This is a genomic window from Burkholderia sp. S171, assembly GCF_009766085.1.
In the GTDB taxonomy this organism is placed as follows: Bacteria; Pseudomonadota; Gammaproteobacteria; order Burkholderiales; family Burkholderiaceae; genus Caballeronia.
In genome coordinates, this window is sequence record NZ_LMUF01000041.1 from 15,154 (window position 1) to 34,822 (window position 19,669).

The window sequence follows — 19,669 nt, forward strand, 5'->3', positions numbered from 1 at the left end:
GTGCGGCGATCGAGTCGCGAGCGGTAGCCAAAGCAGCGCCGGCAGCGTCCGGGCCCATATTCAGGCCTTCGGCGAAGATGAAGCTGACGTCGGTCATGCCCAGGAAGCCCAGGAACGACTTCAGATACGGCGTTTGCGAATCGTTAGGCGTGCCGCTGTATTTGCCGCCACGTGCTGACACAACGATCACCTTCTTGCCGGTTACGAGGCCTTCAGGGCCGCTCGCGCCGTACTTGAACGTGATGCCGGCGCGGGCGATCCAGTCGAAGTACGCCTTCAATTGCGACGAAATGCCGAAGTTGTACATCGGGGCAGCGATCACGACCACGTCGGCCGCTTGCAATTCGGAGATAAGCGCTTCGCTCTTGGCATTGATCGCGGTTTGTTCTGCTGTGCGCTGGTCGGCGGGCGTGAAGAATGCGCCGAGGGTAGCGTCGTCCAGGTGCGGGAGGTTGTCGGCGAGAAGATTGCGCACTACCAGCTTCGCACCCGGGTGCGCTTGCTGCAGCTTCGCCGACACTTCGTCAGCCAGCAACGTGGATTGAGCGCCTTGCGAGCGAGCGGCGGAATTGATTTGAAGAATGGTCGTCATGATGATTCCTGTGTCTGTTGAGTTCGAGCACGGATCGCGCTCTGACAGGACGCATTCTTCTTTTTTACGACGCCGGGAACAAGCTGTGCACTCGTGACGGATTGTTGCAGTAATAGAACAATCCGCCTTAGCCCTGCTTTTAACCTGCCGCTAGCCCCTCAACCTTTCAGCCAGCGTTCGCGCCATTGCCTCGACGGACCGCGGCCATCGTCGGTAGAAACCACATATCGCGATACTTCCGGCGGATCGAGCTTGACCTGCGTGACGCGCAACTCGTCGCGCCGGAATGCGTGCACCTCCACCTTCGCGCCGGGCAAATAGCGCGAAAGCAGTGTGTCGAGATTCGATCCCGTTACGCGCAAGCCGTCGATTGCGACCAGCACGTCGCCCGCCGATAACCCCGCCTTCTGCGCCGCGCTGTTCTCGTGGACAGCCGCGAGCACGCAATCCGCGCCGTTGCGAATCCGAGCGCCGAACGACGGTTTCGCCGCCGTGCCGTTGGTCGGGAGATCCGGCGCAAACTTGATGCCAAAGGGCTCGAACAAAGTATCGAGTGGCAGATCGCGCGTGCCGTGAACACCCTCGCGGAACAGCTTTTTCAGGTCGGCGCCGGTAGCTTCGGCGAACAACGCTTCCACCTCGCTTTCTTCGATACCCCGCGCTTGGCCGTGATAAAAATCCCGGCCGTAGCGTTGCCACAGAAGCCGCATGACGTCGTCGAGTGACTTCTTGCCTTCGGTTTGCGCGCGGATCGACAGATCGAAAGCGAGCGCGACAAGCGAACCCTTCTGGTAATAGCTGACAATCGCGTTCGCCGCGTTTTCGTCCTGCCGATAATATTTGACCCACGCATCGAACGAGCTTTCGGCCACGGTCTGCTTGAGCCGCCCCGACCCGCGCAACACGCCGCCGAGCGTCTTTCCGAGAAGCGAAAAATACTCGCTCGCGCTGATCAGGCCGCTGCGCACGAGCATCAGATCGTCGTAGTACGACGTAAAACCTTCGAATAACCACAGCAACGACGTGTAGTTTTCCTGCGATAAATCGTACGGCGCGAACGCAGCGGGTTTGATGCGCTTCACGTTCCACGCATGGAAATATTCGTGGCTGCAAAGACCCAGATACGTGCGATAACCGTCCGTCACATCCGGGCGCCCGGCAACAGGCAGATCGGCGCGATTGCAGATCAGCGCCGTCGATGCACGATGTTCCAGGCCACCGTAACCATCGGCGACAGCGACCGTCATGAACACATACCGATCAACCGGCGCCTTCTTCGTGCGCGGCTCGAACAACGCAATTTGCGATTCGCAAATGCGCTTGAGGTCGGTTTCCAGCCGATGCATATCAAGCCCGGTCACGCGGCCTGAAATCACGATGTCGTGCTTCACGCCGTAGGCATCGAAGGAACCGACCGCGAACTCGCCGAGCGTCACCGGATGATCAATCAGCGCATCGTAATTCGGCGCTTCATAAGCGCCGAAGCCATAGCGCTTCGTGCCGCGCGCCTCGGGCAATGCCGTCGCCACGCGCCAGTTCGCGTATTGCGTGCCCGCGGGCTTTTGAATGTCGACGAAACACGGCGCATCCGCCTGCCCTTCCACCGCGAGGAACACGCTCGTACCGTTGAAAAAGCCGATGGTGTCGTCGAGATGCGCTGCGCGCACCGACAGGTCCCAACCGTAAACCTCATAACGCAACGTGATCGGGCCATCGTGCGGTGCGGTTTGCCACGCGTGCTTGTCGGTTTTATCGATGGCGAGCTTGCGGCCAGCCGCGTTGAACGCTTGCAACGTAACGATATTGCGGGCGAACTCGCGAATCATGTAGCTGCCTGGGATCCACACAGGCAGCACAAACCGCTGGCCCGACGGATCGGGTTGCGTGACGGTCAGCGTCACTTCGAACAGATGCGCAGCGGGATTTTTCGGAACGATGGTGTAGCGGATGGCGTTCATGCGTCGAGGTCCTTTGTTCTTTCTTGTCACCGGTTTGGCTGTTCAGCCCGGCGTTCAGTGCCTGCGCGGTCCATGACGGAACCAGTCGCGCAACTTCATGAAAGCGAAAGAGGCGCTTCGCGCGCCTCCTTCGTCGTTGGCCGACTCATCGTCAACTCAGACAGTTCAGCCAGCTCAATCAACGAACCGCCGACAACTCCTTCTCCAACCGATCTGCCGGCACTGCGCCGGGCAGACGACGTCCGTCGGCGAGGAAAACAGTCGGCGTGCCGGTGACGTTCATCGACTGGCCGAGCTTCAGGTTCTTGTCGATGGCGGTCGTGTCGCAGCTAGCGGCGGCGGTGGGCGCCGTGTGGTCGAGCATCCAGCCTTCCCATGCGCCCGAACGGTCCTTCGAGCACCAGATCGACTTCGACTTGACCGACGAATCCGGCGACAAAACCGGATACAGGAAGGTGTAGACGGTGACGTTATCGACGGACTTGAGCGTGGTTTCGAGCTGCTTGCAGTACGGGCAATTCGGATCGGAGAAAACGGCGATCTTGCGCGCGCCCGTGCCCTTCACCACCTTGACCGCGTTCTCGAACGGCAGCTTGGCGAAATCGATCTTGTTCGTTTCCGCGAGACGCGCTTCGGTGATGTTCGTGCGCGTGCGGGTATCGACGAGATCGCCCATCAGCAGATAGTTGCCGGTGGCATCCGTGTAGACGATCTGCGCGCCGAGATTGACTTCGTAGAGTCCCGGAACCGGTGACTTCTCGACGCTTTTGATGTCGGCGTCACCAATGCGCGTTTGCAGCGTGGCCTTGATCTTGTCGGTGGTCTGATCGGCTTGCGCCGCGATGCCGATACCAAACACCGCTGCCAGCGTGGCAGCAGCGACCAGGGCGCGGCGAAGAGTGATTTTCATTCGAGTTTCCGTCAATCTGAAGTAGGTGGGATGTTCTTGACCAAGTCTTAACCAAGCGCCGCAGAGACTAGCCAGCGCTTGATCAGCGGCTGTGCACCCACGAGCGCCATGCCTGTGTTGCGCAGCCCGCGAGCGAGCGTGCCGGGCATGGCGAAGAGTTTCTGCAGGCCGTCGCAGGCGAGCGTCAGTTTCTGGATGTCCTCGCGACGGGTGCGTTCGTATCGACGCAATAAAACAGGGTCGCCGGCCGATCGGAATGCTTCCTTGTTGGCGAGGGTTTCGGCCAGCGCGGCGACATCGCGCAAACCCAGGTTCATGCCCTGCCCGGCCAGCGGGTGAATCAGATGCGCGGCGTCGCCCACCAGCGCCACACGCGGGCCGATCAGTCGGTCCACGGTTTGCAATGCGAGCGGGAAGCCCTGCGCCGGCGTCACGCATTCGAGCGCGCCGAGCATGTTTTGCGTGGCCTTTTCAACTTCCGCCGCGAGTTGGGCGGGATCGAGTTTCAGGAGGGCATCGGCGTGTTCAGTTTTAGCGGACCACACGAGCGAGACGTTGTCTCCAGGCAACGGCAATAACGCGATGATCTCGCCATCGCGGAACCATTGGTACGCCGTCTCGCCGTGCGGCTTTTCACACTTGAAGTTCGCGACCACCCCTGTTTGCCGATAATCCCGGCGCTGCATCTTCGCGCCCGTCTGCGCCCGCACCCAGGAATGCGCGCCGTCCGCGCCGACCACCAGGTCCGCTTCGAGCGTGTCGCCGTTCGCGAGGGTCAGATGCGCGGCGTCGTCGTGGATCGTCAGACCCTGCGCGCGTGAGTCAATCCACGTCAGGTTGGGCTGGAAACGCAGCGCGGCATCGAGCGATCGTTCGATCAATGACGACTCCACAATCCACGCCAATTGCGGCACGGCAGCCTGGAACGCGGAGAAATGCAGCTCGGCGAAGGCGTCGCCGAAAACGCGCATGTCCAGCACCGGCCCGAGCTTGTCGCGCTCCAGCGCCTGCCAGACGCGCAGCCGCTCCAGCAGCGCCTGCGAGCTCGATGACAGCGCGTAGATGCGGGAATCGAAACTGTCGGCGGCGGGCGCGGCCGCAGCGGGCGTTGCCAGCAGCGCCGTGCGTAGACCGGATTGCGTCAGCGCAAGCGCCGCCGTCTTGCCGACAAGCCCGCCGCCGACCACGATCGCATGAAAATTTCGTGAGTGGAAAGTCATGTGGGCATTATAGCCGCCGGGGTATTTCGGGATTCGATGCGCAATGCGGCGTTTCGGCAGGTGCGACGCCCTGAAGCTGCGCTGTAGCTACCCTCCCGCCCGCCCAGCCGACCCGGCCGTGGCGCTACAATAGCGGTTTTTCCGGCCCGCACGACGTGGCCGCCCGCTATGCGCGTGGGTTCGGGGTTGTGAAACCCGCGACACGCGCATCCAGCGTTGACCCACGCGGCGCACGCCGTTTCACCAGTTCGAAGGATTCCATGAGCCTCCAATGCGGCATCGTCGGCTTGCCTAACGTCGGCAAGTCCACACTGTTCAATGCACTGACCAAGGCGGGCATCGCCGCCGAAAACTATCCGTTCTGCACGATCGAGCCGAATGTCGGCGTGGTCGAAGTGCCGGATCCACGGCTGGCGGCGCTGTCGGGAATCGTCAATCCCGAGCGCGTGGTTCCGGCCATTGTTGAATTCGTCGATATCGCGGGCCTCGTGGCCGGCGCGAGCAAAGGCGAAGGCCTGGGCAACAAGTTCCTCGCGAACATTCGCGAAACCGACGCCATCACGCACGTCGTGCGCTGCTTCGAAGACGAAAACGTGATTCACGTCGCGAACAAGATCGATCCGCTCGCGGACATCGAAGTCATCAATACGGAACTGGCGCTGGCGGATTTGGCGACGGTCGAGAAAGCTCATCACCGATACGCCAAATCGGCGCGCTCGGGCAACGACAAGGAAGCGGCGAAGCTCGTCCCCTTGTTGGAAAAGATCCAGGCGCAACTTGATCAGGCGAAACCCGTGCGCGCGCTGGACCTGAGCGAAGATGAACTTTTGCTGATCAAGCCGCTCTGCTTGATCACAGCCAAGCCGACCATGTACGTGGCGAACGTGATGGACGACGGTTTCGAGAACAATCCGCACCTGGACGCCGTGCGTAAGCACGCGGACGCCGAGGGCGCGCCGGTGGTGGCGGTGTGCGCGGCAATCGAAGCGGAAATCGCGGATCTCGACGACGCCGACAAGCAAGAGTTTCTCGCCGATATCGGCATGGAAGAGCCGGGTCTGGATCGCGTGATTCGCGCGGGTTACAAGCTGCTCGGCTTGCAGACGTATTTCACGGCGGGCGTGAAGGAAGTGCGGGCGTGGACGATTCATATCGGCGACACCGCGCCTCAGGCCGCCGGCGCTATTCATACGGACTTCGAGCGCGGGTTTATTCGCGCGCAGACCATCGCCTTCGATGACTTCGTCGCGTTCAAGGGCGAACAAGGCGCGAAGGAAGCCGGGAAGATGCGGGCCGAAGGTAAGGAATATGTCGTGCACGACGGCGACGTGATGAATTTCTTGTTTAACGTCTGATGTAATAAATTGTCGTCCTAGGTTGTTCGAGGTTGTGATTAAAAGCGGGGTCCCTGATAAAGGGGATTTCGCTTTTTTTATTGCTTCGCGCCGACCGTCGGCTCACTAGCCGCGCGCAACCCACCTTGGACGGTGTACATGAAGACCGAACTGATTTACTCGTTGACCGAGCATTTCGAAGCACACGCTCAGCAGACCAATAACGGCGTCGAATTCTGGCTTGCTCGCGACCTTCAGCATCTGCTTGGCTATGCGAGTGGGAGAACTTCGTCAAGGTCGTGAACAAAGCCGAGATTGCCTGCGAAACGTCGGGGCATGCGGCAGCAGACCATTTTCCTGACGTCAGGAAAATGGTCGACCTCGGCTCAGGTAGCCAGCGCGAAGTCGATGACATCATGCTCACCCGCTACGCTTGCTATCTGGTCGCGCAAAACGGCGATCCCAAGAAGCACGAGATTGCGTTTGCACAGACCTATTTTGCCGTCCAAACTCGACGCGCCGAGTTGATCGAGCAACGTCTGCTCGACTCGGAACGTCTTGTCGCCCGGATGAAATTGACCAGCACGGAAAAGGAGCTATCCGAAGTGATTTTCGAACAAACCGGTGGAAACGACGATTTCGGCATGATCCGGAGCAAAGGCGACCACGCCTTGTTCGAAAAATCGACCCAGCAAATGAAGTCGCATTGGAAGGTTCCCGCCAAGCGGCCACTGGCCGACTTCGCGCCCACGATCATTCTCAAGGCAAAGGATTTCGCGGCCGAAATCACCATCTTCAATTCCCGCGAAAACAAACTTGGAAGCGAAGAAGCGATCTCGCGGGAACACATCAACAACAATGGGGCGGTTCGTAAGACCCTGCTTGAACGCGGCATCCGGCCGGAAACGCTGCCTGCGGCGGAGGACGTGAAAAAGGTCACGCGCCGGCTGGCATCGGAAGATAAGACACGCGCGAAGAATCCGGCAGCGCTCGATTCCTGATTGCTTCCAGCGGATCGCCGAACCGATAATGCGGCGATCCTAAACGACCAGCGCAAGCATTCACGCTCATCGAGTCCAAAACAAAAATAATGACGACACGTTTTTATCGCCGTACCGCCTCAATCCTTTTAGCCGCCGCTCTCGCGCTCAATTGCGCCGCCTCGTTCGCCTACGCGTACTCCGCCCCGAACGAGTCGGATCTCGACAACCACCAGACCTATCGCAATCACGACGGCGAAACCGTCCACTCCCCGGCGCATTCGCGCTCGGGCGAAGCCCCCGATGGCGCCACCGCCCAATGCCGCGACGGCACGTGGAGCTTCAGCCGGCATCGCAGCGGCACGTGTTCGCGCCATGGCGGTGTCGCAGCCTGGCGATGAGAACCGCTGAGAACGCTGGGCGCCGGCAGCAAAGCAGATAAACGCCCGTCGGACAGCCATATTCATCGAAGTACAATGTCGTCACTTCCCGCGCGCTGCGGGAGACGCATCGTCGCGTACTGAATCCAGGGCTGCCCGGCAGAGGCTTAAAAACCGATATTCGCCCGGCCGAAGCCCGCAGCAAACCGAAAACCGCAAACCTCAAGACAAGCGAATCCGCAAATGGCCCAATACGTTTTCACCATGAACCGCGTCGGCAAGATCGTGCCGCCAAAACGCCAGATCCTGAAAGACATCTCGCTGTCGTTTTTCCCGGGCGCCAAGATCGGCCTGCTCGGCCTGAACGGCTCGGGTAAATCGACGCTGATCCGCATCATGGCGGGCGTCGACAAGGACATCGAAGGCGAAGCCACGCCGATGCCGAACCTGAACATCGGCTATTTGCCGCAGGAACCGCAACTCGATCCGCAGCAAACCGTGCGCGAAGCCGTTGAAGACGGCCTCGGCGAAGTTTTCAGCGCGCAAAAGAATCTCGATGCGATCTACGCGGCCTACGCGGAACCGGACGCAGACTTCGACGCCCTCGCCGCCGATCAAGCCAAATACGAAGCCATCCTCGCGACCAGCGACGGCGGCACGCCCGAGCAACAGCTCGAAGTCGCCGCTGACGCGCTGCGGCTGCCCGCGTGGGACGCGAAGATCGAACATTTGTCGGGCGGCGAAAAGCGTCGTGTGGCGCTGTGCAAATTGCTGTTGCAAAAGCCCGACATGCTGCTGCTCGACGAACCGACCAACCACCTGGACGCTGAATCGGTGGACTGGCTCGAACAATTCCTGACGCGCTATCCGGGCACGGTCGTGGCGGTCACCCACGATCGTTATTTCCTCGATAACGCCGCCGAGTGGATTCTCGAACTCGACCGCGGCCACGGCATTCCGTGGAAGGGCAACTACAGCAGCTGGCTCGACCAGAAGCAGGACAGGCTGAAGCAGGAAGAATCGACGGAATCGGCGCGTCAGAAGGCGCTGAAGAAAGAACTGGAATGGGTGCGCCAGAACCCGAAGGGACGTCAGGCGAAGTCGAAGGCGCGTATTGCCCGCTTCGAGGAACTCAACAGCCAGGAATACCAGAAGCGCAACGAAACGCAGGAAATCTTCATCCCGGTTGGCGAGCGGCTGGGCAATGAGGTTATCGAATTCAAGAACGTCAGTAAGGCTTATGGCGACCGTTTGTTGATCGATAACCTGAACATGAAGATCCCGGCAGGCGCGATTGTCGGAATTATCGGGCCGAATGGCGCAGGGAAATCCACGTTATTCCGCATGCTGACAGGCAAGGAGCAACCAGATTCGGGCGAGATCGTGACCGGGCCGACCGTGAAGCTGGCTTACGTGGATCAAAGCCGCGATGCGCTCAACGCCAACAAGACCGTGTTCGAAGAAATTTCGGGCGGCGCGGACGTGCTGACGGTGGGCAAGTACGAAACGCCGTCGCGGGCGTATATCGGCCGCTTCAACTTCAAGGGCGGCGATCAGGCGAAAACGGTCGGCGCGTTGTCGGGCGGTGAACGCGGCCGCCTGCATCTGGCGAAGACGCTGATTGAAGGCGGCAATGTGCTGCTGCTGGATGAGCCGTCGAACGACCTGGACGTTGAAACCTTACGCGCACTGGAAGACGCGTTGCTGGAATTCGCGGGATCGGTGATGGTGATCTCGCACGATCGTTGGTTCCTCGACCGGATCGCGACGCACATCATCGCGTTTGAAGGGGATTCGCAAGTGACCTTCTTCGACGGCAACTATCAAGAGTACGAAGCCGACAAGCGTAATCGTCTGGGCGAAGAGGCGGCAAAGCCGAAACGCCTGCGCTATAAGCCAATCGTCCGATAAGCACGGCAAGGGCCGACAACAACGCACCGGATCGCCGCCCGCTCGGGCGGCCTGGATGGGGGACATCGGGATGGCGGGTACAAAGGCGCAACGCGTGGCGCTGTGGGTGGGCGCAGTCATCGTGGTGTTGCTGTCGGCGGCCATAGGCGGCGGATTTCTCGTCGCGCATGAAATGAAGGCGCGCGTGCTCGAAGCGCTCGGGCCGCTCGGCTCGGTTGAGGATATTGATGTGGGTTATGCGCGGATCACGTTGAGCCGCGTGCGTCTGCGCGGCCCGCAAGGCTGGCCCACCGACGACACGATGCGCGCCGAGCGCGTGACGTTGAATATCGATATGCGCGCCCTTCTGAGCAATCGCGTGCATCTGCAACACGTGACGGTGGACGGCTTTTATCTCTCGGTTGCCCGTTTCGCCGATGGCCGCGTCGAATTGCTGCCCAATCTCCGGCAGTCGACGCGCGAGGCCCAGGCGGCGTCAAGCGAAGCCGCCGCACACGCGCAGGAAGACCGGCTGATCGATCACGTCACGTTTGAACGCGGCGCGATGGAGTTCTTCGATGCATCCGTGCAAACGCCGCCCTACAGGATCCTGATTTCCGACGCGCGGGCCAATGTCGATAACCTGCATCTCCCCGCGCTCACCGATCCGACCACGCTCGATATGACCGGTTCGATCAAGGGACCGTCGCACACGGGCACGGTCGCGTTCAACGGCTGGATGAAAATAGCGAACAAGGATTCGCAGACGCACACGACCTTGCACAACGTCGACATTGTTACGCTCGATCCGTATCTGCTGAGGAAAGCGGGCGCGAAGACGAGCATCACGGGCGGTACGCTCGACCTTACGCTCGACGCCACGGTGCATGACTACCGTATCCACGCGCCCGGTTCGGTCACGCTGAACCGGCTGCAGTTATCGGATAGCGGTAATCCGCTCGACACCTTCCTCACCATTCCGACGAAGCTAGCGGTTGCCGCGCTAAAGAATCACGATCAGATCAAGCTGGATTTCGAGCTCGACGGCGACCTGCGCGATCCCAAGTTCTTGCTCAACGAAAGCTTGATGAAAAAGCTGGCGACGGGCTTCGCAAAGGTGGTGGGCGTGAACACCGAAGGCGTGGCTAAAAACGCCGGCGGCGTGGTGAAAAGCATCGGCGACACGCTCAAGAATCTGTTCGGAAAGTGATCACACGGGCAAACCGAGCGCCCTCAATCGCGCTTCGGTCTGCTCAGGATTCGTGTGATGTACAGCGTTCCAGCCAAGCGCGGAGGCGGCCTGGATGTTCTTCGCGTTGTCATCGATAAAAACGATTTCCTGTGGCTGAATGCCCGGAAGATGCTTTTCAATCTCAGCCCACATCAACGCGAAAATCGCCGGATCGGGTTTGGCAACCAGCACGCGCCCTGACACCACCACCTCGCAAAAACGCTGCAGCACCGGGAACCGCTCCCACGCCCAAGGGAACGTTTCAGCGGACCAGTTGGTGAGGCCGAACAGCGGCACATCAGCCGCTTCGAGCTTGTCGACCAGTGCGACGCCGTCTTCCAACACGCCCCCCAACATTTCCTGCCAGCGCTCGTAAAACGCGCGGATCAGAGCTTCATGCTCGGGAAACCTGGCGATGAGTTCAGCGTTGCCATCGGCGATAGTTTGCCCTGCGTCCTGCTGCAGCACCCAGTCCATCGCGACCACGTTGTCCATGAACCAGCGTCGTTCAGTGGCATCGGGAATCAGCCGGCTGTACACATACTCCGGATTCCAGTCGATCAACACGCCGCCGAAATCAAACACCACCGCCTTGATCGCCATTCGCTTAGAGCTCCGTTCAGATTGCCTGCGTGCGTTTTTCGAGCCACGCTTTCGCCGCGCCGGACACATGCGGCGAGACGCGTGCGAGGACCGTTGCGTGATAATCGTTGAGCCACGCGCGTTCGTCGTCGCGCAGCAACGTCAGGTCAATGCAGCGTGTGTCGATAGGACACAACGTCAGCGTTTCGAACTTGAGGAAATCGCCGAATTCGGTTTTACCGGCGGGCTCGTTCATCACCAGGTTTTCGATCCGAATACCCCATTTCCCCGGCCGATAAAGCCCCGGTTCGATCGACGTGATCATGCCGTCTTCCATCGCCGTGTACGGCTCGGCCGGCGCGTAGTGCGAGATGACCTGCGGGCCTTCGTGCACATTCAGGAAATAGCCGACGCCATGCCCCGTGCCATGTCCGTAATCCGCGCCGGCTTCCCAGATTGGCGCGCGAGCGATGGCGTCGAGCATGGGTGAACGAATGCCGCGCGGGAAATGCGCCCGCGACAACGCGATCGTCCCCTTCAGTACGATAGTGAAGTCACGTTTGTGCTCGGCTGTAATCGTGCCGATAGGCACAACGCGCGTGATATCCGTCGTACCGCTCACGTATTGACCGCCCGAATCGATCAGCAGCAAGCCATTGCCTTCGATCACCGAATGCGAGGCTTCGGTCGCGCGGTAATGCGGCATCGCGCCATTCGAATTGAAGCCGGCGATAGTCGCAAAACTCAACGTCACGAAACCTGGCCGGCGCGCGCGCGCGGCCGTCAATTTTTCGTCGATGGTGAGTTCCGTGATCGTCTCGCGCCCAAGCGTCTCTTCGAACCACGCGAAGAACTCGGCGAGCGCCGCGCCGTCCTGTTCCATGGTCGCGCGGATATGCGCCGCGTCGGCTGCGCTCTTGCGCGACTTGGCGAATGTCGATGGGTTCACCGCTTCCACAATCTTCACTTCCGCCGGCACTTTCTCGAGCGAGCCAAATGTGATCCGGCGCGGATCGATGAGCAACGTGGAGCCCGCGGGCAACCCGGCAAGCGCTTTGGCAACGGCGGAATACGGCTCGACGCGCACGTTCTCCGTCAGCAGTGACGCCTTGAGATCAGCGGGAATCTTGCCATCGCCGACGAACAATGCGGCGTCATCCAGTCCGATCAACGCGTGCGCCACGAACACGGGGTTGTAGGTGACATCGGCGCCGCGCAGGTTGAACAGCCACGCGAGATCGTCGAGCGTCGAGATGAAATGCCATTGCGCGCCCTTCTCGCGCATCACGCGCCGCACTTCCGCCAGCTTTTCCGGACGCGTGACGCTCGCCTGGGGCGCGACGTGTTCGTACACGCTCTCCGATGGCAAACCCGGCCGCTCCGGCCAGACGGCATCGAGCAGATCCAGGTCCGTGCGCAACACGATCCCGCGCGCCGTCAGCGCCTCCTTCAGCGCCCGCGCCGCCGCCACGCCGAGCACGGCGCCATCGACGGCCACCGTCTCGCCGGGCGCCACGTTCTCCGCGAGCCAGTCCACATGCGGCGCGGATTGCTGCCCGGCCATCATCTTCATCAATTCGATACCGGTCCCGGCCAGTTGCGCCTCGGCCATCGTCCAGTAACGGCTGTCGACCCACACGCCGGCGAAATCGGCGGTCACGACCAGCGTTCCCACCGAACCGGTGAATCCTGACAGCCATTGCCGCCCCTGCCAGTGCTCCGGCAGGTATTCGGAGATGTGCGGGTCCGACGAAGGCACCAGCACGGCAGCCAGCGCCTCACGCGCCATGGCGCCGCGCAGCAATTCGATACGCCGGGCGAAAGTCTGGCCATCGGGGGAATTCAGTCGATCGTTCATGGAGTCACCTGCAGAATTTTTTTACTACGTCGAACAAGTCGAACCATAAGACCGGCAGCGGTCAGCAGCGTTCAGCGCCGCGACGCCAGCCCTACCGTGACGGTCACGGCGATCAGCGCCAACAGCGCGCACGCAAGCCATTCAAGGGAGTCGCCATCGTGGAATGCGCCGGTGATGTTGCCGAGCATTTTCGCGACCATCGCCGCCATCATGCCCGCGAGTCCCGCCGCCCAAAGCCTGCCGAATGGCCTTGAGACCAAACGCCGCAACGGATGCAGCCACCAGCCGGCCAGCCCGACCACCAAACCGAGAAATACGATCCCAGGCCACCCCATTAACGGCGCGTTCCAGCGGAATTAAGATTAAACCTATGGGTTGAATCGGATCGGTGAACTAGCATTTTCGGTTCTGTAAACCTAGAAGGTCTGGAAGGCGTTTGCAGCGTAGCGGATGAGTTTAGGGGGCTGGAATGGCGATGGCAAGCAAGTGCCGCGCCGCCCGGCCTGCGCTCACCGCGCGCGGCAACGTCGGAAATCATGCGAATCGCCATCATCGACGCGGACGTTCAGCACGCCGCACTCATCCGCCGGACGCTTGTCCTGGACGGCCATTTTTGCCATTTCTTCCCCACCGCGCCCGTTTTGCTGGACCGGATGAGGCACGACACATTCGACCTGCTGATCGCGGCCAATGAAACGCGCGACATGATCGGCGCGGAAATCATCGAACGGGTCAGGCAACTGGCGCCGCAGCTTCCCATCGTGCTGATCGCGGCGAGCCAGAGCGAAGACGACATGGTCGCGTGCCTGAAAGCCGGCGCCGACGATTGCGTCGCCAAACCCGTGCGCTGCGTCGAACTGGCCGCCCGCGTGGAAGTGCTCGCGCGCCGAAGCGCCGTCCGCACGCCCGCCGCCGAGCATTTCGGCGAGTATCGGTTCAATGCGTCGGAGTTGAGCGTCAGTTTCCTGGATCATCGAGTTTTGCTCACACCGAAGGAATTCCGCTTCGCCCGGTTGCTGTTCACGAACCTGTCGCGCGCCGTGTCTCGTGCACACATCATGGAAGTGGTGTGGCCACGCGGGAGCGACATGGCGTCGCGGACACTCGATACCCACGCGTCACGCCTACGCACGAAATTGCATCTTCGGCCAGACACCGGTTACCGGCTGACGCCGCTGTACGGCTACGGTTACCAGCTGGACCGGATTGAACCGGACTATATTCCTGGCGGCATGCCTGGCATAGGTTTCCCGGCAGGAACTGAAGAAATCCGCGAAAGGCTATAATATCGGGCTAAATTCCAAGGTTCCCAAGGCCATCGGATCAGGCCCACAACATGCAGCTCCTCGCGATCGGAATCAACCACCACACTGCGCCTGTCGCCTTGCGCGAACGCGTGGCGTTTCCGCTCGATCAGATCAAACCAGCGCTCGGCGCGCTGAAAGATCTGTGGCTGGGGTCGCTGGGGAAGACTGCGCCGGAAGCCGCGATCCTGTCGACGTGCAACCGCACGGAGCTGTATTGCGCCACCGACGACAAAGCTGCCCGCGACGCCGCCATCCATTGGCTGTCCAAGTATCACAACCTGGCGGTCTCCGAACTCGCACCGCACGTCTACGCGCTGCCGCAGTCCGAAGCGGTGCGGCACGCGTTTCGCGTCGCCTCCGGGCTCGATTCCATGGTGCTCGGCGAGACGCAGATTGTCGGCCAGATGAAGGATGCGGTACGCACGGCGTCCGAAGCCGGCGCGCTTGGCACGTATCTGAACCAGTTGTTCCAGCGTACTTTCGCCGTTGCGAAGGAAGTGCGCACGACAACTGAAATTGGGGCGCAATCTGTTTCCATGGCTGCTGCGGCCGTGCGCCTCGCGCAGCGCATCTTCGAAAACATTTCGGGCCAGCGCGTGCTGTTCATTGGCGCGGGTGAAATGATCGAGCTATGCGCGACGCATTTTGCCGCGCAAAAGCCGCGCGAACTCGTCGTCGCGAACCGCACTGCGGAACGCGGCGAAAAGCTCGCTGAACGCTTCAACGGCCGCTCCATTCCCCTCTCCGAGCTGCCCGCGCGCATGCACGAGTTCGACATCATCGTGTCGTGCACGGCATCCACCTTGCCGATCATCGGGCTTGGCGCGGTCGAACGGGCCGTCAAGGCGCGTCGTCATCGGCCGATTTTCATGGTGGATCTCGCCGTGCCGCGCGACATCGAGCCCGAAGTGGGCAAGCTGCAGGACGTCTTCCTCTATACCGTCGATGACCTCGGCGCCATCGTTCGCGAAGGCAGCGCGTCCCGTCAGGCGGCGGTGGCGCAGGCGGAATCGATCATCGACACCCGCGTGCAGAACTTCATGCAATGGCTCGACGCACGCAGCATCGTGCCGGTGATCCGCCACATGCACACGCAAGCCGATGCAATGCGCCGCGCCGAAGTCGAACGCGCCCGCAAAATGCTCGCGCGTGGCGACGACCCCGCAGCGGTGCTCGAAGCGCTGTCGCAGTCGCTGACGAACAAGTTGATCCACGGCCCCACGCACGCGCTCAGCCGTGCCAGCCGCGAGAATCGCGACCAGCTCATCGACCTGATGGGCGGACTTTACAAACACGGCCATCCGTCCGGATCGAACGAACCATCCGATCCGTCGGAAACTTAGCGCCCCTCTCGCTTCTCCTCTTCGGCTGCACCGCATGCGAGCATTTTTGCGGTCGCGTTCCTGATCGCTGTCTTCTCCGGAGCTTCGCTCCAGCCCTCCATGAAAACGAGCATGCAAAACAAGCTCGACCAGTTGACTACCCGGCTGGCCGAACTCAATGACCTGATGAGCCGCGAAGATGTGACCGCCGATATGGATCAGTATCGGAAGATCACGCGCGAAAACGCCGAAATCGGGCCGGTCGTGGAGCAATACGCGTTGTGGCGGCAAGCGTCGAACGACGAAACCACCGCCATGGAACTGCTCTCCGACCCGTCCATGCGCGATTTCGCCGAAGAAGAAATTGGCGAGGCGCGTGAGCGGATGGTTGCCATCGAGCGCGATCTGCAAGCCATGTTGCTGCCGAAAGATCCAAACGATGACCGCAACATCTTCATCGAAATCCGCGCGGGCACGGGCGGCGACGAATCCGCGCTATTCGCAGGCGACTTGTTGCGCATGTATCTTCGATACGCCGAGCGTAATCGCTGGGCGGTCGAAATGATGTCGGAAAGCGGCTCCGATCTCGGTGGTTATAAAGAAGTGATCGTGCGGATCGCGGGCCAGAACGTGTACTCGAAGCTGAAGTTCGAATCGGGCGGCCATCGCGTGCAGCGGGTGCCGGCGACCGAAACGCAGGGGCGCATTCACACGTCGGCGTGCACGGTGGCCGTGATGCCCGAAGCCGATGAAATTGGCGAAGTGGTGATCAATCCGGCGGACTTGCGTATCGATACCTTCCGGGCTTCCGGCGCGGGCGGCCAACACATCAACAAGACTGATTCAGCCGTGCGCGTCACGCATTTGCCGACGGGAATTGTTGTGGAATGCCAGGACGACCGCTCGCAGCACAAGAACAAGGATCGCGCGTTGAAGGTCCTCGCGGCGCGGATCATGGACAAGCAGTATCACGAGCAGCATGCGAAGGAAGCGGCCACGCGCAAGAGCCTGATCGGCTCGGGCGATCGCTCGGAACGGATCCGCACGTATAACTTCCCGCAGGGGCGAATGACGGATCACCGGATCAACCTGACGCTGTATAAGCTCGACGCGATCATGGATGGCGATATCGACGACCTGGTTGCGGCGCTCGTCAGCGAACATCAGGCCGAATTGCTGGCGGCACTGGGCGACGCGGAATGACGACGGTTGCCGGGTTGATGCGCGCGTCTACGCTGCCCGCGCTCGAAACGCGGATCCTGCTCGAGCATGTGCTTGGCTGGCGACGTACCGAATTGATCACGCGCGACGACGAGGAACTGGCGGCTGAGAGCGTCGACCGTTTCGACGCGCTGGCGCAACGGCGCGCGGCGGGTGAACCGATCGCGCAACTCGTCGGAACGCGGGAGTTTTTTGGTCTCGCGTTCGACGTCACGCCCGACGTGCTGATCCCGCGACCGGAAACTGAATTGCTGGTGGAAATCGCGCTTGAAAAGATAACCGGGATCGACGCTCCGCGAGTGCTCGATCTGGGCACGGGCAGCGGCGCAATCGCGGTGGCGATTGCTTTTTCCCACGACAGCGCTCAAGTCTGGGCGGTCGATCAGTCTGCCGAAGCGCTGGCTGTCGCCGCCCGCAATGCGCTCAAGCTGCTCGGCGTGGACCGGCCTCTGAACCTGCTCCAAAGCGACTGGACCAGCGCCCTCGATCCCGCGCTGCGCTTCGACGTGATTGTGAGCAATCCGCCGTATATCGCGCAAAACGATCCGCATTTGTCCGAAGGCGATCTGCGTTTCGAACCGCGCACCGCGCTCACCGATGAAGCCGACGGACTCGCCGCGATCCGGACAATCGTGCAAACGGCGCCGTTTTTCCTGGCGACGGGCGGCTCGCTCTGGCTGGAACATGGCTACGATCAGGCCGCAGACGTACGCGCGCTGCTGACGGCGCGCGGCTTTTCCGACGTACGCTCGGAGCATGATCTGGCGGGTATCGAACGTGTGAGCGGCGGGGTTTTCACGGCGTGATGCCCCTTAACGGCGCCTCCAAACGGTTACAGCCCGTTCCGACCGCCTCAAGCCGCCCCGATTGAAATCCGCTATCATTTCAGACACGTTGACGTGTGAAATTTCGCTTGAAGTAGCGCATGCCTCACCGCTCGACCCAAAATCAACCCCGCATTACAACGCCTCGCAGGAAACGCCATGGATACGCAAGAACGCATCAAGGAAATCGTCGAAGGAGCACCCGTCGTGCTGTTCATGAAGGGCACCGCGCAGTTCCCCATGTGCGGTTTCTCCGGCCGCGCCATCCAGGTCTTGAAGGCTTGCGGCGTGACCCAGATCAAGACCGTCAATGTTCTTGAAGACGACGGCGTCCGCCAGGGCATCAAGGAATTCTCCAACTGGCCGACCATTCCTCAGCTTTACGTGAACGGTGAGTTCGTCGGCGGTTCGGACATCATGATGGAGATGTACGAATCGGGCGAACTGCAACAACTGTTCGCCGCTGCCTGAGATTGTCCGCCGAGCGTTCGTCGCCCACAGCGCCCGTGCCACGACGGCTGATTGTCGCCATCACGGGTGCAACGGGTTCAATTTACGGCGTCCGGCTGCTGGAAACGCTGCGCCGCCTGGGTGGCGTAGAAACGCATTTGCTGATTTCCAGCGCGGGCTGGCTGAATGTCCAGCACGAACTGGATCTCGATAAAACCGCCGTCCACGCGCTTGCCGATGTCGTGCATAACGTCCGCGATGTCGGTGCAAGCATCGCATCGGGATCGTTCGCCACCGACGGCATGATCGTCGCGCCTTGTTCGATGAAAACGCTGGCGAGCATCGCGCTCGGGCTATCGGACAATCTGATTACCCGCGCCGCCGACGTAGTCTTGAAAGAACGTCGCCGTTTGGTACTCATGGTGCGCGAAACGCCCTTCAACCTCGCGCATCTGCGTAACATGACCTCGGTCACCGAAATGGGCGGCGTCATTTTCCCGCCGCTGCCGGCGTTCTACCATCGTCCGGGTTCAATCGATGAAATGGTCGATCAGACGGTCGACCGCGTGATCGACATGTTCGCGCTCGGCAACCCGATCGCGGCAGCTTGGCCGGGATTGAAAGACATGGATCATTAACAACACTGGCGACACAATTCATTGCCTTGCCGGCTGTTTATCAACGCAACGACCGTCTTTATAGTCGTGGTAACCCCTCTCTCAGAGATCCGCTGCCATGACCCGCCTTCCGACCGTCTTCATTTCCCACGGCGCGCCCACGCTGCCCATCGACCCGTCGATGCCTTCCGCCGAGTTCGCTTCGTTCGCGACGCGCTTCGAGCGCCCGCAATCGATCCTCATGCTTTCCGCGCATTGGGGCACGGCACAGCCGGTGGCGAGCGTAGCCGAGCAACCGGAGACTATCCACGACTTCTACGGCTTTCCGCGCGCCCTTTACGAGATCCAGTACCGTGCGCCGGGTGCGCCGGAACTGGGTAAGCAAGCCGCGACGCTGCTGGCTCAGGCGGGCATTCCGTCGGCGATCACTGAGCACGGTCTTGATCACGGCGCCTGGGTACCACTGCTGCTGATGTTTCCTGACGCCGGGATTCCGGTCGCGCAGTTGTCGATACAACCGCATCTCGATCCGGCTCACCACTACCGCGTGGGCCGCGCGTTGCGGGCGCTCAGGGAGGATGGCGTGATGGTCGTAGGCTCGGGACAGATCACACACAATCTGCGGACCGCGGATTTCAGCGCACGGCCGGAAGACGCCGACCCGCGCGTGACCGAATTCACCGGCTGGTTTGAAGATCGGCTGGCGAAACGGGACATTGAAGCGTTGCTGGACTATCGGAAACAGGCGCCGCACGCCGTGCTGATGCACCCGACGGATGAACATTTGCTGCCCATTTTCGGCGCGCTCGGGGCCGCCGACGATGATTTCGAACTCGGTATTCAGTCACTCGGTACATTTCAGAAAACGTTGGCCATGACAAATTACGTTTTCAGCGATGCCTGAATCCCCACAAAACGCGGCGATTTGCCACGAACGGAAATAAAAAACCCGCTTGATTGCTCAAGCGGGTTTTTTTTAATTGAGGTTGCGGG

The 19,669-nt window shown here is 61.0% G+C and carries 20 protein-coding genes; 13 read left to right on the forward strand and 7 right to left on the reverse strand.

Annotation, left to right across the window (positions count from 1 at the left end; all coding sequences use genetic code 11):
- From GSQ93_RS21825 to GSQ93_RS21840, 4 genes are all read right to left on the reverse strand, one after another.
- Positions 1-592, reverse strand: a 592-nt coding sequence (locus GSQ93_RS21825) for an FMN-dependent NADH-azoreductase (RefSeq protein ID WP_158937734.1), incomplete at its 3' end; no start/stop codon positions are given.
- A gap of 158 nt (positions 593-750) precedes the next feature.
- Complete coding sequence (locus tag GSQ93_RS21830) at positions 751-2,550, reverse strand: M61 family metallopeptidase (RefSeq protein ID WP_158937735.1); 1,800 nt, start codon at positions 2,548-2,550, stop codon at positions 751-753.
- Positions 2,551-2,728: 178 nt separating this feature from the next.
- Positions 2,729-3,460, reverse strand: coding sequence for a DsbC family protein (locus GSQ93_RS21835; protein ID WP_158937736.1), 732 nt, complete (start codon positions 3,458-3,460; stop codon positions 2,729-2,731).
- Between the two features lie 47 nt (positions 3,461-3,507).
- Complete coding sequence (locus GSQ93_RS21840) at positions 3,508-4,680, reverse strand: UbiH/UbiF family hydroxylase (protein WP_158937737.1); 1,173 nt, start codon at positions 4,678-4,680, stop codon at positions 3,508-3,510.
- A gap of 260 nt (positions 4,681-4,940) precedes the next feature.
- On the opposite strand from GSQ93_RS21840, the gene ychF reads away from it, so the two are divergent.
- The 6 genes from ychF (at position 4,941) to GSQ93_RS21865 (ending at position 10,474) form a co-directional block, all read left to right on the forward strand.
- Complete coding sequence (gene ychF, locus GSQ93_RS21845) at positions 4,941-6,035, forward strand: redox-regulated ATPase YchF (RefSeq protein ID WP_158937738.1); 1,095 nt, start codon at positions 4,941-4,943, stop codon at positions 6,033-6,035.
- Between the two features lie 138 nt (positions 6,036-6,173).
- The gene (locus tag GSQ93_RS38215) at positions 6,174-6,317 is read left to right on the forward strand and encodes a hypothetical protein (RefSeq protein WP_254073987.1); all 144 of its coding nucleotides are present in this window, start codon (positions 6,174-6,176) and stop codon (positions 6,315-6,317) included.
- Positions 6,314-7,015: a DNA damage-inducible protein D gene (gene dinD, locus GSQ93_RS21850; RefSeq protein ID WP_254073988.1), complete on the forward strand. Its 702-nt coding sequence runs from the start codon at positions 6,314-6,316 to the stop codon at positions 7,013-7,015. The genes GSQ93_RS38215 and dinD overlap by 4 nt, the downstream gene beginning before the upstream one ends.
- Before the next feature lie 89 nt (positions 7,016-7,104).
- A complete protein-coding gene (locus tag GSQ93_RS21855) occupies positions 7,105-7,395 on the forward strand; it encodes a DUF3761 domain-containing protein (RefSeq protein ID WP_158937739.1) in 291 nt (96 codons plus the stop codon).
- Positions 7,396-7,617: 222 nt separating this feature from the next.
- The gene (gene ettA, locus GSQ93_RS21860) at positions 7,618-9,285 is read left to right on the forward strand and encodes an energy-dependent translational throttle protein EttA (protein ID WP_158937740.1); all 1,668 of its coding nucleotides are present in this window, start codon (positions 7,618-7,620) and stop codon (positions 9,283-9,285) included.
- 70 nt (positions 9,286-9,355) lie between these two features.
- Complete coding sequence (locus GSQ93_RS21865; RefSeq protein WP_158937825.1) at positions 9,356-10,474, forward strand: DUF748 domain-containing protein; 1,119 nt, start codon at positions 9,356-9,358, stop codon at positions 10,472-10,474.
- Here the strand turns inward: GSQ93_RS21865 and GSQ93_RS21870 are convergent, their stop codons facing one another.
- The 3 genes from GSQ93_RS21870 to GSQ93_RS21880 all read right to left on the reverse strand — a co-directional run bounded on the left by GSQ93_RS21870 (position 10,475) and on the right by GSQ93_RS21880 (position 13,270).
- Positions 10,475-11,098: an HAD family phosphatase gene (locus GSQ93_RS21870; RefSeq protein WP_158937741.1), complete on the reverse strand. Its 624-nt coding sequence runs from the start codon at positions 11,096-11,098 to the stop codon at positions 10,475-10,477.
- A 16-nt stretch (positions 11,099-11,114) separates the two neighbouring features.
- A complete protein-coding gene (locus GSQ93_RS21875) occupies positions 11,115-12,935 on the reverse strand; it encodes an aminopeptidase P family protein (protein WP_158937742.1) in 1,821 nt (606 codons plus the stop codon).
- Positions 12,936-13,006: 71 nt separating this feature from the next.
- Positions 13,007-13,270, reverse strand: a complete 264-nt coding sequence (locus GSQ93_RS21880; RefSeq protein ID WP_158937743.1) for a hypothetical protein — start codon at positions 13,268-13,270, stop codon at positions 13,007-13,009.
- Positions 13,271-13,471: 201 nt separating this feature from the next.
- On the opposite strand from GSQ93_RS21880, the gene GSQ93_RS21885 reads away from it, so the two are divergent.
- The 7 genes from GSQ93_RS21885 (at position 13,472) to GSQ93_RS21915 (ending at position 19,580) form a co-directional block, all read left to right on the forward strand.
- Complete coding sequence (locus GSQ93_RS21885) at positions 13,472-14,221, forward strand: response regulator transcription factor (RefSeq protein ID WP_158937744.1); 750 nt, start codon at positions 13,472-13,474, stop codon at positions 14,219-14,221.
- Positions 14,222-14,271: 50 nt separating this feature from the next.
- On the forward strand, positions 14,272-15,585 hold the full coding sequence (hemA, locus tag GSQ93_RS21890; RefSeq protein ID WP_158937745.1) for a glutamyl-tRNA reductase: 1,314 nt from the start codon (positions 14,272-14,274) through the stop codon (positions 15,583-15,585).
- A gap of 99 nt (positions 15,586-15,684) precedes the next feature.
- Positions 15,685-16,767, forward strand: a complete 1,083-nt coding sequence (gene prfA / locus GSQ93_RS21895) for a peptide chain release factor 1 (protein WP_158937746.1) — start codon at positions 15,685-15,687, stop codon at positions 16,765-16,767.
- On the forward strand, positions 16,764-17,591 hold the full coding sequence (gene prmC, locus GSQ93_RS21900) for a peptide chain release factor N(5)-glutamine methyltransferase (RefSeq protein ID WP_158937747.1): 828 nt from the start codon (positions 16,764-16,766) through the stop codon (positions 17,589-17,591). Before prfA ends, prmC begins: the two co-directional genes overlap by 4 nt.
- A gap of 177 nt (positions 17,592-17,768) precedes the next feature.
- On the forward strand, positions 17,769-18,080 hold the full coding sequence (gene grxD / locus GSQ93_RS21905; RefSeq protein WP_158937748.1) for a Grx4 family monothiol glutaredoxin: 312 nt from the start codon (positions 17,769-17,771) through the stop codon (positions 18,078-18,080).
- 35 nt (positions 18,081-18,115) lie between these two features.
- Positions 18,116-18,697, forward strand: coding sequence for a UbiX family flavin prenyltransferase (locus GSQ93_RS21910; RefSeq protein ID WP_158937749.1), 582 nt, complete (start codon positions 18,116-18,118; stop codon positions 18,695-18,697).
- A 97-nt stretch (positions 18,698-18,794) separates the two neighbouring features.
- Positions 18,795-19,580, forward strand: a complete 786-nt coding sequence (locus GSQ93_RS21915; protein WP_158937750.1) for a class III extradiol ring-cleavage dioxygenase — start codon at positions 18,795-18,797, stop codon at positions 19,578-19,580.
- Positions 19,581-19,669 lie beyond the last annotated feature (89 nt).